Origin of the sequence: Klebsiella pasteurii, from assembly GCF_018139045.1 — a bacterium.
Classification (GTDB): Bacteria; Pseudomonadota; Gammaproteobacteria; order Enterobacterales; family Enterobacteriaceae; genus Klebsiella; species Klebsiella grimontii.
The window spans coordinates 1600957-1614929 of sequence record NZ_CP073236.1 but is presented as its reverse complement, the minus strand read 5'-3'; the positions used below and the strand labels follow the sequence as shown (position 1 = coordinate 1614929).

The 13973-nt window shown below is 50.3% G+C and carries 11 protein-coding genes, 2 tRNA genes and 2 other RNA genes; 7 read left to right on the top strand and 8 right to left on the bottom strand.

Annotated elements, in window-relative coordinates; genetic code table 11:
• Window positions 1-13: 13 nt before the first annotated feature.
• A complete protein-coding gene (locus KCG39_RS07660; protein ID WP_032721858.1) occupies window positions 14-457 on the top strand; it encodes an Lrp/AsnC family transcriptional regulator in 444 nt (147 codons plus the stop codon).
• Between the two features lie 105 nt (window positions 458-562).
• Here KCG39_RS07660 and KCG39_RS07655 read toward each other — a convergent pair.
• The 6 genes from KCG39_RS07655 to KCG39_RS07630 all read right to left on the bottom strand — a co-directional run bounded on the left by KCG39_RS07655 (window position 563) and on the right by KCG39_RS07630 (window position 2617).
• Window positions 563-693, bottom strand: a non-coding RNA gene (locus tag KCG39_RS07655) — RtT sRNA.
• A gap of 44 nt (window positions 694-737) precedes the next feature.
• Window positions 738-822, bottom strand: a tRNA-Tyr gene (locus KCG39_RS07650).
• A gap of 35 nt (window positions 823-857) precedes the next feature.
• Window positions 858-988, bottom strand: a non-coding RNA gene (locus tag KCG39_RS07645) — RtT sRNA.
• Between the two features lie 43 nt (window positions 989-1031).
• Window positions 1032-1116, bottom strand: a tRNA-Tyr gene (locus KCG39_RS07640).
• A gap of 157 nt (window positions 1117-1273) precedes the next feature.
• Window positions 1274-2116, bottom strand: a complete 843-nt coding sequence (gene purU / locus KCG39_RS07635) for a formyltetrahydrofolate deformylase (protein ID WP_142468167.1) — start codon at window positions 2114-2116, stop codon at window positions 1274-1276.
• Window positions 2117-2158: 42 nt separating this feature from the next.
• Window positions 2159-2617: a YchJ family protein gene (locus KCG39_RS07630; protein ID WP_004121730.1), complete on the bottom strand. Its 459-nt coding sequence runs from the start codon at window positions 2615-2617 to the stop codon at window positions 2159-2161.
• 112 nt (window positions 2618-2729) lie between these two features.
• On the opposite strand from KCG39_RS07630, the gene rssA reads away from it, so the two are divergent.
• The 3 genes from rssA (at window position 2730) to galU (ending at window position 5832) form a co-directional block, all read left to right on the top strand.
• On the top strand, window positions 2730-3629 hold the full coding sequence (rssA, locus tag KCG39_RS07625) for a patatin-like phospholipase RssA (protein WP_142468166.1): 900 nt from the start codon (window positions 2730-2732) through the stop codon (window positions 3627-3629).
• A gap of 89 nt (window positions 3630-3718) precedes the next feature.
• On the top strand, window positions 3719-4732 hold the full coding sequence (rssB, locus tag KCG39_RS07620) for a two-component system response regulator RssB (RefSeq protein ID WP_004121725.1): 1014 nt from the start codon (window positions 3719-3721) through the stop codon (window positions 4730-4732).
• Between the two features lie 197 nt (window positions 4733-4929).
• Window positions 4930-5832, top strand: coding sequence for a UTP--glucose-1-phosphate uridylyltransferase GalU (galU, locus tag KCG39_RS07615; RefSeq protein ID WP_004121722.1), 903 nt, complete (start codon window positions 4930-4932; stop codon window positions 5830-5832).
• Between the two features lie 134 nt (window positions 5833-5966).
• Here the strand turns inward: galU and hns are convergent, their stop codons facing one another.
• A complete protein-coding gene (gene hns, locus KCG39_RS07610; RefSeq protein WP_004121719.1) occupies window positions 5967-6374 on the bottom strand; it encodes a histone-like nucleoid-structuring protein H-NS in 408 nt (135 codons plus the stop codon).
• A gap of 556 nt (window positions 6375-6930) precedes the next feature.
• Between hns and tdk the strand changes: the two genes are divergently transcribed.
• Window positions 6931-7548, top strand: coding sequence for a thymidine kinase (gene tdk, locus KCG39_RS07605; RefSeq protein ID WP_049112157.1), 618 nt, complete (start codon window positions 6931-6933; stop codon window positions 7546-7548).
• Window positions 7549-7725: 177 nt separating this feature from the next.
• On the opposite strand, the gene adhE is transcribed toward tdk, so the two are convergent.
• A complete protein-coding gene (gene adhE / locus KCG39_RS07600) occupies window positions 7726-10401 on the bottom strand; it encodes a bifunctional acetaldehyde-CoA/alcohol dehydrogenase (protein WP_004121712.1) in 2676 nt (891 codons plus the stop codon).
• Window positions 10402-10879: 478 nt separating this feature from the next.
• Here adhE and KCG39_RS07595 point away from each other — a divergent pair, with 478 nt between their 5' ends.
• Window positions 10880-11527 carry a YchE family NAAT transporter gene (locus KCG39_RS07595; RefSeq protein ID WP_004121708.1) on the top strand — a complete coding sequence of 216 codons (648 nt, stop codon included), beginning with the start codon at window positions 10880-10882 and terminating at the stop codon, window positions 11525-11527.
• A gap of 746 nt (window positions 11528-12273) precedes the next feature.
• The gene (gene oppA, locus KCG39_RS07590) at window positions 12274-13905 is read left to right on the top strand and encodes an oligopeptide ABC transporter substrate-binding protein OppA (protein WP_004134042.1); all 1632 of its coding nucleotides are present in this window, start codon (window positions 12274-12276) and stop codon (window positions 13903-13905) included.
• Window positions 13906-13973: the final 68 nt, after the last annotated feature.

Below are 13973 nucleotides of genomic sequence, written 5' to 3'. Positions count from 1 at the left end.
TTAGGTGAAAATGATGGATAACCTTATTGATGATATCGACCGACAAATTTTAGCCTGTCTGGTGGAGGATGCGCGCGTATCGCTGAAGGTGCTGAGCGGCCGCATTGGCCTGACATCGCCCAGCACGGCGGAGCGTCTGAAAAGGCTTGAGGAGCGCGGGGTGATTCAGGGATATGGCGCGCGGGTGAATCTTGCGGCGTTAGGCTATACGCTGCAGGCGCTGGTGCGCGTACGGCCGTTGCCTGGGTTGTTACATAAAGTTGATAAGTATATTCAGGCGATGCCGGAGTGCATTGAAAGCGACAAAGTGACCGGCGAAGATTGCTTTGTCATCAGGCTGGTGGTGCGGTCGATAGAGCAGTTGGATACGCTGCTCGACGGCCTGGCGGAGCATGCCCAGTGCAATACCTCTATCGTGAAGAGTTCGCCGGTTAAGCGCCGGCTGCCGCCGATGTAGCCGTGCATCGCCGGGTGGCGGCTGCGCCTTACCCGGCCTACGACAAGGCAACGGCACAACGGGTGGCAACGTATTTTTCAGGGATAATTGAGCTACAGAAGAAGTGAGGGTGGGGGGAAGGATTACTCGGCGCGTTGCGCCTCGCCCTTCGGGTCGTTGCCTGCGGCAACGCTTTCTCGCTTCGCTCGAATCGAACCTTAGTCGAAGCTTCTCATCCTTCCCGCATGGGATGAATATGGGTCAGTGAGCGGAGGGGGTATTCAAAACGATATGCAAGTGATGGTGGTGGGGGAAGGATTCGAACCTTCGAAGTCGATGACGGCAGATTTACAGTCTGCTCCCTTTGGCCGCTCGGGAACCCCACCAGGGGTAATTCAAATTTTGAAGTAAAGCTGAGAGATGGCGGGGGGGAAGGATTATTCGTCGCTTCGCTCCTCACCCTTCGGGCCGTTGCCTGCGGCAACGTTGTCTCGCTTTCGCTCGACTCGAACCTTGGTCGAAGATTCTCACCCTTCCCGATCAGTGCAAACATCGTTTACGTTCATCGGTATTACCACAACAACATGGTAAAGAATGGTGGTGGGGGAAGGATTCGAACCTTCGAAGTCGATGACGGCAGATTTACAGTCTGCTCCCTTTGGCCGCTCGGGAACCCCACCACGGGGTAATGCTATTTACTGGCCTGCTTCCTACTGGAAGCGGGGCGCATCATATCAAATGACGCGCCACTGTAAAGTATTCCTTTGATAAAAATAAACTGGTTGCCTGATTTTTATGCGTAAAGACGCAAAGCTAACCAGCTAATTTCATTATCGATTAAAGAATAATCGTCCGGTTACCGTAAACAAATACCCGCTGAGCAAGAACCTGATACAGCGCGCGACTCAGAACGTTTTTCTCGACGTCGCGTCCTGCGCGCATCATATCTTCCGCGGTGTAGGTATGATCGACGTGAATGACATCCTGCATAATGATTGGACCTTCATCCAGATTATCGTTCACGTAGTGCGCGGTGGCGCCAATGATCTTCACCCCGCGGTCATAGGCCTGGTGATACGGACGCGCGCCGATAAAAGCAGGCAGGAATGAGTGGTGGATATTAATGATTTTATTCGGGAAGCGAGAGACAAACTCGGGGGTCAATACCCGCATGTATTTCGCCAGCACGACGTAATCCGGCTCAAGGGCGGCGATAGCATCTCCCATCTGTTTATCATGCTCTTCGCGAGTTAATCCCTCATGGCTCACCAGGTGGAAAGGGATATCAAAACGTTCTACAAGCGAGCGCAGCGTTTCGTGATTGCCGATAACCGCGGCGATTTCTACATCCAGGCCGCCATAGTTGGCTTTCATCAGCAGATCGCCGAGGCAGTGCGCTTCTTTGGTGACCAGAATGACGACCCGACGGCGTCCTGCCGGGTTGAGCTCACGAATTGAACCTTCCGGCAGCGCGCTGTCGAGATCAGCCAGTAGAATAGAATCATTGAAAATACCCTCGAGCTCGGTTCGCATAAAGAAGCGGCCGGTTCGGTGGTCAACAAACTCATTATTCTGCACGATATTCAGTTCGTGCTTATAGCAGATATTAGTGATACGCGCGATGAGGCCTTTCTGATCAGGGCAAATAGTGCGTAGTACTTTACGTTGTTGTGAATGCATCGCGGGGAAAATCCTGTAGTGTTTGCTATTTCTGCTGCTGGCTTACCGATCGCAGCATTTTTTAAATTTTTTACCTGAACCGCAGGGGCAGGGATCGTTACGACCGATTAGCGGTCGCGTGCCGTCAATATAATACCACTGTCCGTTTTCTTTTAAGAATCGGGATCGTTCAATAATGGCCCCGGAACGGTTATCGTCAGCGTAACGAGCGATAAAGCTGACGAAGCCTTCATCGGGGTTCTTGCCTTTATCGGCGGCAAAGACGGTGAGACCATGCCACTGCGTGCGGGTAAAACCGTTCTCAAGGTCAGCGCGAAACTGCTGCGCCTGGCAGGAGGGATGCCAGGTTTTAATCAGATAGTCGGCGTCTTTCATAACAAACGCGCTATAGCGGGAGCGCATCAGCTGTGACGGATCGGGCGCCAGCTGCGCGCCAGCCAGATAACGCTGACAACATGAGCTATACTCCAGAGCGCTGCCACAGGGGCATAATGGCGACAAAACGGCCTCCATGGGAAAAAGAGAGACGGCGCTACGCCGCCAAAACGCATTATGTTAACTGAGGTATGGCGATGATGCCATGCCCGGAGTGGAAGGATATGTTTCGGCACTAATGAGAAAGCTTAAAATTGGACTGGCGCTAGGGGCTGGCGCCGCTCGCGGATGGTCTCATATCGGCGTGATTAATGCATTACAGCGGGCGGGTATCGATGTTGATGTTATCGCTGGGTGCTCCATTGGCTCACTGGTAGGGGCGGCGTACGCCTGCAACCGGCTTCCGGCGCTGGAGAAATGGGTATGCTCTTTCAGCAACTGGGACGTCCTGAAATTAATGGATCTCTCCTGGCAGCGGGGCGGCCTGTTGCGGGGTGAGCGCGTATTTAGCCAATACCGTAAGCTGATGCCCGTCAGCGAGATTGAGCGCTGCGAGCGCCGGTTTGCGGCGGTCACCACGAATTTAAGCACCGGTCGTGAACTGTGGTTTACGGAAGGGGATCTGCATCTGGCGATCCGCGCGTCCTGCAGTATGCCCGGCCTGATGGCGCCGGTGATGCATAATGGCTACTGGCTGGTGGATGGCGCGGTGGTCAATCCTGTGCCAGTATCGCTGGCCCGCGCAATGGGCGCAGATATCGTCATTGCCGTTGATTTGCAGCACGATGCGCATCTGATGCAGCAGGATTTGCTATCCATGGAGGTACCACGTCCGGAGAGCGAAGAAGATTTCTCGTGGCATTCACGGTTGCGCTCTCGCCTGGCGCGTATGACTTCACGACGGGTGACGAGAGCGCCAACGGCGATGGAAATTATGTCGACGTCTATTCAGGTTCTGGAGAATCGCCTCAAGCGAAACCGCATGGCGGGCGACCCGCCTGATATTCTGATTCAGCCCTTTTGCCCGCAAATCTCCACGCTTGATTTCCATCGGGCTGGCGAAGCTATCGCCGCCGGGCATCTGGCAGTGGAAAAGAAAATGGATGAACTATTACCTTTAGTGCGAACCTCCGTGTAGCACATTTGATGCATACTTAAGTAAATTCTGACAGGCGGTAGCGTGAATATCATGCCACTATTATATTATCGTCAGTCAGGGGAGAGATCATGACGCAGCCATTGGCGGGAAAACAGATTCTGATAGTTGAAGACGAACCCGTTTTCCGCTCTCTTATGCACGCCTGGTTGGCTTCACTTGGCGCGACCATCGTCCAGGCTGAAGATGGTTTGGATGCACTGCAAAAAATGGCCGAGTCAAAACCCGATTTGATGATTTGCGATATCTCAATGCCGCGAATGAACGGTCTGCAGCTGGTAGAACATGTGCGTAACCAGGGCGAGCAGTTGCCGATTCTGATGATTTCAGCGACGGAAAACATGGCGGACATCGCCAAAGCGTTGCGTCTGGGCGTTCAGGATATTCTGCTAAAACCGGTAAAAGATTTCGATCGCCTGCGAGAAACCGTTTATGCCTGCCTCTATCCCAATATGTTTAATTCACGTGTTGAAGAAGAAGAGCGCCTGTTTGAGGACTGGGATGCGCTGGTTAGCGATCCTACCGCAGCGTCAAGGCTGCTTCAGGAGCTCCAGCCGCCGGTGCAACAGGAGATGTCGCGTTGCCGGATTCACTATCGGCAGCTTGTCTCCGTCGATAAGCCTGGATTAGTACTCGATATTGCGCCGCTATCAGAAAACGATCTGGCGTTTTATTGTCTGGATGTCACACGAGCAGGCGATAATGGGGTCCTGGCGGCCTTATTGCTGCGCGCGCTGTTCAATGGGTTGCTGCAGGAGCAGCTTGCCCATCAGGGGCAGCGTTTGCCGGAGATGGGAAGCCTGCTAAAACAGGTTAACCAATTGCTGCGGCAGGCTAATCTGCCGGGGCAGTTTCCATTATTGGTAGGGTATTACCACAGTGGCTTGAAAAATTTAATTTTAGTCTCTGCGGGTTTGAATGGCACGCTGAATACGGGAGAGCACCAAATTCAGATTAGTAATGGCGTTCCGTTGGGAACATTAGGTAATGCATATCTCAACCAAATTAGTCAACGCTGCGCATCATGGCAGTGCCAAATTTGGGGGGCTGGTGGACGTTTACGCCTGATGTTGACTACGGAGTGAACAATTGTACTTATTTTTAGGCTCGCGGGATTACCACGCGATCTTTTGTGGTGGTACTATCGCCGGGTTTAATGCGTAAAATTCCTAATTCGAAGATATCTAATCCTTTTCGGAACAGGTTTGACTGAGCAGGCTGATATACTCGATACCATATTATTAACGAGAAGTTTAAAAAACGAACAGTCCAGGAGATTTCAATGGCTGCGCTTAATTCAAAAGTAAGAAAAGCTGTCATCCCGGTTGCGGGATTAGGCACCAGGATGTTGCCCGCTACTAAGGCTATTCCGAAAGAAATGCTGCCGCTGGTAGATAAGCCATTAATTCAATATGTTGTTAACGAATGTATTGCCGCCGGGATTACTGAAATTGTTCTGGTTACGCACTCTTCGAAAAACTCTATCGAAAACCATTTCGATACCAGTTTTGAACTGGAAGCGATGCTGGAAAAACGTGTAAAACGCCAGCTGCTGGAGGAAGTACAATCTATTTGTCCGCCGCACGTGACTATTATGCAGGTCCGTCAGGGGCTGGCTAAAGGTTTGGGGCACGCTGTGCTTTGCGCGCACCCGGTTGTGGGCGATGAGCCGGTTGCGGTTATTTTACCGGACGTTATTCTTGATGAATATGAATCCGATCTGTCTCGCGACAACCTGGCCGAAATGATGGCTCGTTTTGATGAGACCGGCGCAAGCCAGATCATGGTTGAACCGGTTGCTGACGTTACCGCGTACGGCGTTGTCGATTGCAAGGGCCTGGCTCTGCAGCCGGGTGAGAGCGTGCCGATGGTTGGTGTCGTTGAGAAACCGAAAGCGGACGTGGCGCCATCTAATCTGGCGGTTGTCGGTCGCTACGTGCTGAGCGCGGATATTTGGCCGCTTCTGGCAAAAACGCCTCCGGGAGCCGGGGATGAGATTCAGCTGACCGATGCCATCGATATGCTGATCGAAAAAGAAACGGTAGAAGCCTATCATATGAAAGGCAAGAGCCACGACTGCGGTAATAAACTTGGCTATATGCAGGCTTTTGTTGAATATGGCGTACGCCACAAGTCGCTGGGCGAAGAATTTAAAGCCTGGCTGGAAAAAGCCGTAGCGAAGTAATCGTTCGCGACAGAATGCGAAACCGGGAGCGAGATTCGTTTCCCGGTTTTTTTATGCCCGACCGGGACCGATCTCGAATAACGGATAAAAAAAATCCCGCCGAAGCGGGATTTTTAAACGGATACGATAGCTTATTACAGCAGGAAATCGTCCAGAGATTTACCTTGCTCGTCCATCGCTTTCTTGATCACTGCCGGAGTACGGCCCTGACCAGTCCAGGTTTTAGTTTCGCCATTCTCGTCAACGTAGCTGTATTTAGCCGGACGTGCAGCGCGCTTGGTTTTCGTTCCTGCTTTAACTGCAGCCATGGTGCTCAGCAGTTCATTAGGATCAATACCGTCTGCAATCAGCATTTCACGGTATTGCTGCAGTTTACGAGTGCGTTCTTCAATTTCCGCAGCCGCAGCGCTTTCTTCTTCACGACGTTCGTTAACGACAACTTCTAATTTTTCCAGCATTTCTTCGAGCGTTTCAAGGGTGCATTCTCTTGCCTGCGCACGAAGAGTACGGATGTTGTTCAAAATTTTAAGTGCTTCGCTCATTGTAGTAATCTCAAACTTATATTGTGGGGTGGTTTGTTGGACTAATAATAGAGCGATAAATTCAGATGTGCAATAGGGGAGAATGTAAGGAAGTCAAAATAACTTGTTATTTGTCTCGGGAATTAATTCATTTAACTTAAATTTTATGTGCGGGTTCACATCTTTTTTGCTTATAGGGTGGCGGAAGGCATTAGCTAAAACCCTGAGATAGTATGATTTTTCCTATGCGCGGTGGGAAAAATTATACTGTGTGTGGATAAATATCTTTGTGGGTATTAGCGCAGCAGCGGCGATGATGTTTAATATAAAACACTTGTCCACAGCGGTTATAGCTATCAGAAAATGCCCGATAAGCACAAAAGGGCAATAGTGACGTCAGCGTGGCCGCTTGGGTCGTACGAATAACAGGCATTTCCATTCAATTAAAAGGCTTAATCTTTCGGGTATCCACACACTGAACATGGCCGGCAATACCCACACGGCGAGGGCTGATAGTGTGTGAATATATGATACAATTTTACGGCGAAAAAACACATTGATTGGGGTTACGCGGCCGATGGCACAACTTTATTTCTACTATTCAGCAATGAATGCAGGCAAGTCTACCGCTCTGTTGCAGTCTTCATACAATTACCAGGAGCGAGGGATGCGCACGCTGGTTTATACCGCGGAGATTGATGACCGCTTTGGGTCGGGGAAAGTGAGTTCAAGGATTGGCCTCTCATCGCCAGCGCGGTTGTATAATACCCAGACGGCGTTATTTGCAGACATTGCGGCCGAACATGAGCGTCAGCCGATTCACTGCGTATTAGTTGATGAGAGCCAGTTCCTGACCCGTGAGCAGGTACGTGACCTGTCTGAGGTGGTGGACCAGCTCGATATTCCGGTGTTGTGTTATGGGTTGCGAACAGATTTTCGCGGCGAACTTTTTACGGGCAGCCAATATTTGTTGGCGTGGTCCGATAAGCTGGTTGAATTAAAAACTATCTGTTTCTGCGGCCGTAAGGCGAGTATGGTTTTGCGCCTCGATCAGGAAGGGCGGCCGTACAATGAAGGGGAACAGGTCGTGATTGGCGGTAATGAACGTTATGTCTCGGTATGCCGTAAGCATTATAAAGAGGCGCTAAGCGAAGGTTCTCTGACCGCTGTACAGAACAAGCAGCACATTTGCTAATTCTCCCCCGCTAGACCCTCTCAGGCGCTTTTACAGCGCCTTTTTTCCATCACTAAGCTTAGCTGCCTGGATTATACGTTTCGGTTGTCTGAGGCGATTTGGCGGCTGCTGCAAGACGGATAAAAAAAGCCCCATCAAAAGATGGGGCTTTGCGACACTGATTTTACAGCTGTTGGATTAAGCGGATTTTTTCGCTTTCTTCTCAGCTTTAGCCGGCGCGGCTTCTTTTTTCTCTTCCACGCCGCCCTCTACGTAGTTACGTCCGTAGAAGGTATCCAGCAGAATCTGTTTCAGCTCGGCGATCAGCGGGTAGCGCGGGTTAGCGCCGGTGCACTGGTCGTCAAAAGCGTCTTCAGACAGCTTATCAACGTGGGCCAGGAAGTCAGCTTCCTGTACGCCAGCTTCGCGGATAGACTTAGGAATACCCAGTTCAGCTTTAATTTCGTCCAACCAACCAAGCAGTTTTTCGATTTTCGCTGCGGTACGGTCGCCCGGAGCAGTCAGACCCAGATGGTCAGCGATTTCAGCGTAGCGACGACGAGCCTGCGGACGGTCGTACTGGCTGAAAGCCGTCTGTTTGGTCGGGTTGTCGTTAGCGTTATAACGAATTACGTTGCTGATCAACAGGGCGTTCGCCAGACCGTGAGGAATGTGGAACTGAGAGCCCAGTTTGTGCGCCATTGAGTGACATACGCCCAGGAAGGCGTTCGCAAACGCAATACCGGCGATGGTCGCAGCACTGTGAACACGCTCACGCGCTACCGGGTTTTTAGACCCTTCATGGTAGGATGCCGGCAGGTTTTCTTTCAGCAGCTTAAGCGCCTGCAGAGCCTGGCCGTCAGAGAACTCGGAAGCCAGTACGGAAACGTAAGCTTCCAGGGCATGCGTCACCGCATCCAGACCACCGAAAGCACACAGTGACTTCGGCATTTCCATAACCAGGTTGGCGTCAACAATCGCCATGTCCGGAGTCAGCGCGTAGTCTGCCAGCGGGTATTTCTGACCGGTTGTGTCATCGGTAACCACGGCGAACGGCGTAACTTCAGAACCGGTGCCGGAAGTCGTAGTGATCGCTACCATCTTCGCTTTGACGCCCATTTTCGGGAACTTGTAGATACGTTTACGGATATCCATAAAGCGCAGCGCCAGTTCTTCGAAGTGGGTTTCCGGATGTTCATACATGACCCACATAATTTTCGCAGCATCCATCGGGGAGCCGCCGCCCAGCGCGATAATCACGTCTGGTTTGAAGGAGTTGGCCAGCTCAGCGCCTTTACGTACGATGGTCAGGGTCGGGTCAGCTTCAACTTCAAAGAAAACTTCAGTTTCTACGCCAGCGGCTTTCAGCACAGAAGTGATCTGGTCCGCATAGCCGTTGTTGAACAGGAAGCGGTCGGTCACGATCAGCGCGCGTTTGTGACCATCAGTAATCACTTCATCCAGCGCGATTGGCAGTGAGCCACGACGGAAGTAGATAGATTTCGGAAGTTTGTGCCACAACATGTTTTCAGCTCGCTTAGCAACGGTTTTCTTGTTGATCAGGTGCTTAGGACCAACGTTTTCCGAGATGGAGTTACCACCCCATGAACCACAACCCAGAGTCAGGGAAGGTGCGAGTTTGAAGTTATACAGGTCACCGATACCACCCTGAGAAGCCGGGGTGTTGATCAGAATACGCGCGGTTTTCATCAACTGGCCGAAGTAAGCAACGCGTTCTGGCTGGTTGTCCTGGTCGGTATACAGGCAGGAGGTGTGGCCGATGCCGCCCATTGCCACCAGTTTTTCAGCTTTATCAACTGCGTCTTCGAAATTCTTCGCACGATACATCGCCAGTGTCGGAGACAGTTTTTCGTGGGCAAACGGTTCGCTTTCATCAACGTCGGTGACTTCACCAATCAGAATTTTGGTGGAAACAGGGACGGTGAAGCCAGCCAGCTCAGCGATTTTATAGGCTGGTTGACCAACGATCGCGGCGTTCAGCGCGCCGTTTTTCAGGATGATGTTCTGCACAGCCTTCAGTTCCTGGCCCTGCAGCAGGTAGCCGCCGTGGCTGGAGAAACGTTCGCGAACGGCATCGTATACGGAATCAACAACCACAACAGACTGCTCAGAAGCACAAATCACGCCGTTATCGAAGGTTTTTGACATCAGTACGGAAGCGACAGCACGCTTGATATCAGCCGTTTCGTCGATGACAACCGGGGTGTTACCCGCGCCAACGCCGATGGCAGGTTTACCGGAGCTGTACGCCGCTTTAACCATGCCTGGACCGCCGGTCGCGAGGATCAGGTTGATATCCGGGTGGTGCATCAGCGCGTTCGACAGTTCAACGGAAGGCTGATCAATCCAACCAATCAGATCTTTCGGCGCGCCGGCAGCGATCGCAGCCTGCAGGACGATGTCAGCTGCTTTGTTGGTTGCATCTTTAGCACGCGGATGCGGAGAGAAGATGATGGCGTTACGCGTCTTCAGGCTGATCAGAGATTTAAAGATCGCGGTTGAAGTCGGGTTAGTGGTTGGAACGATGCCGCAGATAATACCAATCGGTTCAGCGATGGTGATAGTACCGAAGGTGTCATCTTCAGACAGGACACCGCAGGTCTTTTCATCTTTATAGGCGTTATAGATGTATTCAGAAGCAAAGTGGTTTTTGATCACTTTATCTTCGACGATACCCATGCCGGATTCGGCAACGGCCATCTTAGCGAGAGGGATTCGAGCATCAGCAGCGGCCAGAGCGGCGGCGCGGAAGATTTTGTCGACTTGTTCTTGAGTGAAACTGGCATATTCACGCTGGGCTTTTTTTACGCGCTCTACGAGTGCGTTAAGTTCAGCGACATTAGTAACAGCCATAATGCTCTCCTGATAATGTTAAACTTTTTTAGTCAATCAGTAGCTCGATTCGACAGTATAGACATTGTGTTAACGGCTTGCATGTAAATGTTAACGTAAAGAATTTTGTGCTTCTGACTTCACCGATTGACTAAAAAAGCTTTGCTCTATTCGTTCAGGTACCGCTGTTTTGCCTCCTCGCTGGGTGTAAATAAGGTTACTCACTTCTGGGTACAATTTATGTGATCTAAATCAATAATCAGCCAAGCTGATACCTTTCAGCAGGTCGTTTTTTGACCTGTTTGATCAAGTGTAATGATTAGGTATGCTAATTAAAGGATTAAATAGCATTGCGGAAACAAATAAGTAACATCCGAGCGTAATTATGAGCTTATGCGTCAGTAGAGATGAATTATGCCATCAAACAGCGTATCTTCTCGCGAATATTTTATGCTGGTAACTATCAACAGCCATTTTTAATGATGCTGCGGAGCACCCTGTGATTCAGTCGATGTTTGATTTTTCAGCTTACTTTAAGTTTTTTATTGGATTATTTGCGCTGGTCAACCCGGTAGGCATCATCCCGGTCTTTATTAGTATGACCAGCTACCAGACGGCGGCGGTGCGTAACAAAACCAACCTGACAGCCAACCTGTCGGTGGCCATTATCCTACTCACGTCGCTATTTTTAGGCGACGCGATTCTCCAGGTCTTCGGGATTTCCATCGATTCATTCCGTATTGCTGGCGGAATCCTGGTCGTCACCATTGCCATGTCGATGATCAGCGGCAAGCTAGGGGAGGATAAACAGAACAAGCAAGAAAAATCAGAAACGGCCATCCGTGAAAGTATTGGCGTTGTTCCGCTGGCGCTGCCTCTGATGGCGGGACCCGGCGCCATCAGCTCAACCATTGTCTGGGGAACCCGCTACCATAGCATCGCTCATTTTGTGGGATTTTCAGTCGCGATTGCTCTTTTTGCGCTGTGCTGCTGGGGGATTTTCCGTATGGCTCCCTGGCTGGTTCGCTTGCTTGGCCAAACCGGCATTAACGTCATTACCCGTATCATGGGGCTGCTGCTGATGGCGCTGGGGATCGAGTTCATCGTTACCGGTATTAAGGCGCTCTTTCCTGGCCTCGTGAATTAACCTGCGTCCGACTCGCGGGACAATCTGTTCCGCGTTTGCTCATTATTAGCAAAACATATTAAAAAAAGTGATTTGCCGGCCTGCAATACGCTTTTCTAATCCTTTAGTATTATCGTTATTTATCAATTAGTTACTAATCCGTTTCATCACGCTCGCCGCTTTCTACCTACATTAATCACTGTTATTTTCCTCACATCATTCTCTGGTGCTTGCCGTCTGATAATCGAAATGATATTAGTAATTTTCCCGATGAAGCAGATGAATGTGCTAAATAATAAGCAATTGTTAAATTTTCGTACAAAAAAGAAGCTATTTGGCGCGGGATGACGCATAGCGTGAGATATTTATCACAATTCTTTGATAGTAATAGGATTAATGAACTACGCCGTGGGAAGAGGGGAATAAAACTCCGCCGCCAGCAGGCCACAAAAGAGAATTCGGTAACATATTTGCAAATTGCATTGGCGGACAATAAAGCGTTTTGGTACTTTCCGGCGTGATCTTTGGCGGAATACTTACGCAAATGAGAATTTTTATTATATAGCTCCTCGGGACTAAAATTGCCTCCGGACAGGGGGGAAGAATCGACGTCAAGGCTGCCGTTTGAGCGGTCGTAATAAATAAGTCGGTGATAGCAAGCAGTACTCTCTGACAGCAGCATAAACTCCTGCACTGTTCAGAATCCAGAAAAGAGAAAACAGGCTGGTTAAATAACCAGTAATTATAATGATTGGAGTAACAAACACATGACCATCATCACTAAAAAAAGCCTGGTAGCCGCAGGAGTACTCTCTGCGTTAATGACCATCAACGCCGCCGTTGCGGCAGATGTACCGGCAGGGGTACAGCTGGCGGACAAACAAACGCTGGTACGTAACAACGGCTCCGAAGTTCAGTCCCTCGATCCGCATAAAATTGAAGGCGTGCCGGAGTCCAATATTAACCGCGATTTGTTTGAAGGGCTGCTGGTAAGCGACCTCGACGGCCACCCGGTCGCGGGTGTTGCGGAAAAATGGGACAACAAAGATTTTAAAGTCTGGACCTTCCATCTACGTAAAGATGCAAAGTGGTCCGACGGCACGCCGGTTACGGCACAAGATTTCGTTTATAGCTGGCAGCGCCTGGCGGATCCGAAAACCGCTTCTCCTTATGCAAGCTATCTGCAGTATGGTCATTTAGCCAATATTGACGACATTATCGCCGGGAAAAAACCGGCGACCGATCTGGGCGTAAAAGCGCTTGACGATCATACCTTTGAAGTGACCCTTAGCGAACCGGTGCCGTACTTCTACAAACTGCTCGTTCACCCATCTGTTTCGCCGGTACCTAAATCCGCCATTGAGAAATTCGGTGACAAATGGACCCAGCCGGCCAATATCGTCAGCAATGGCGCGTATAAATTAAAAGATTGGGTTGTTAACGAACGCATTGTTCTGGAGCGTAATACCAACTACTGGGATAACGCCAAAACCGTGATTAATCAGGTCACCTTCCTGCCGATTTCTTCAGAAGTCACCGACGTTAACCGCTACCGCAGCGGTGAAATCGATATGACCTATAACAACATGCCGATCGAGCTGTTCCAGAAACTGAAAAAAGAGATCCCGAAGGAAGTTCACGTCGATCCGTATCTGTGTACTTATTATTACGAAATCAATAACCAGAAAGCCCCGTTTACCGACGTTCGCGTGCGTACGGCCCTGAAGATGGCGCTGGATCGCGACATTATTGTTAATAAAGTGAAAAACCAGGGCGACCTACCAGCCTATAGCTACACGCCGCCTTATACCGATGGCATGAAGCTCATTGAGCCTGAGTGGTTTAAATGGTCGCAGGAAAAACGCAATGAAGAAGCAAAAAAATTGCTGGCCGAAGCTGGCTATAGCGCTGATAAGCCGCTGACCTTCAATCTGCTGTATAACACTTCCGATTTACACAAAAAACTGGCTATCGCAGTGGCGTCCATCTGGAAGAAAAACCTCGGCGTAAACGTGAAGCTGGAAAACCAGGAATGGAAAACCTTCCTCGATAACCGCCATCAGGGCACCTTTGATATTGCGCGCGCCGGCTGGTGTGCGGACTATAACGAACCGACCTCCTTCCTCAATACGATGCTGAGCGACAGCTCAAACAACACATCACACTATAAGAGCCCGGCTTTCGACAAGATTATCGCTGAAACGCTGAAAACCAGCGACGAAGGGAAACGCGCGGACCTCTATGCACAATCTGAGCAGCAGCTGGATAAAGACTCCGTCATCGTACCGGTCTTCTATTACGTCAACGCCCGTTTGGTTAAACCGTGGGTAGGGGGCTATACCGGCAAAGATCCGCTGGATAATACCTATACAAGAAATATGTACATTGTGAAGCACTAATGGCAATACGTGGGGCGGGCGTTAACGCTTGCCTCACGGTGTCTTATTTCATCGCACTATTAAAGGCA

Bases quoted from the DNA above. Each gene is read 5' to 3' on its own strand.
- KCG39_RS07660 (WP_032721858.1), top strand. From the start codon at position 14: ATGGATAACCTTATTGATGATATCGACCGACAAATTTTAGCCTGTCTG.
- purU (WP_142468167.1), bottom strand. From the start codon at position 2,116: ATGCATTCACAACAACGTAAAGTACTACGCACTATTTGCCCTGATCAG.
- rssA (WP_142468166.1), top strand. From the start codon at position 2,730: ATGAGAAAGCTTAAAATTGGACTGGCGCTAGGGGCTGGCGCCGCTCGC.
- rssB (WP_004121725.1), top strand. From the start codon at position 3,719: ATGACGCAGCCATTGGCGGGAAAACAGATTCTGATAGTTGAAGACGAA.
- galU (WP_004121722.1), top strand. From the start codon at position 4,930: ATGGCTGCGCTTAATTCAAAAGTAAGAAAAGCTGTCATCCCGGTTGCG.
- hns (WP_004121719.1), bottom strand. From the start codon at position 6,374: ATGAGCGAAGCACTTAAAATTTTGAACAACATCCGTACTCTTCGTGCG.
- tdk (WP_049112157.1), top strand. From the start codon at position 6,931: ATGGCACAACTTTATTTCTACTATTCAGCAATGAATGCAGGCAAGTCT.
- adhE (WP_004121712.1), bottom strand. From the start codon at position 10,401: ATGGCTGTTACTAATGTCGCTGAACTTAACGCACTCGTAGAGCGCGTA.
- oppA (WP_004134042.1), top strand. From the start codon at position 12,274: ATGACCATCATCACTAAAAAAAGCCTGGTAGCCGCAGGAGTACTCTCT.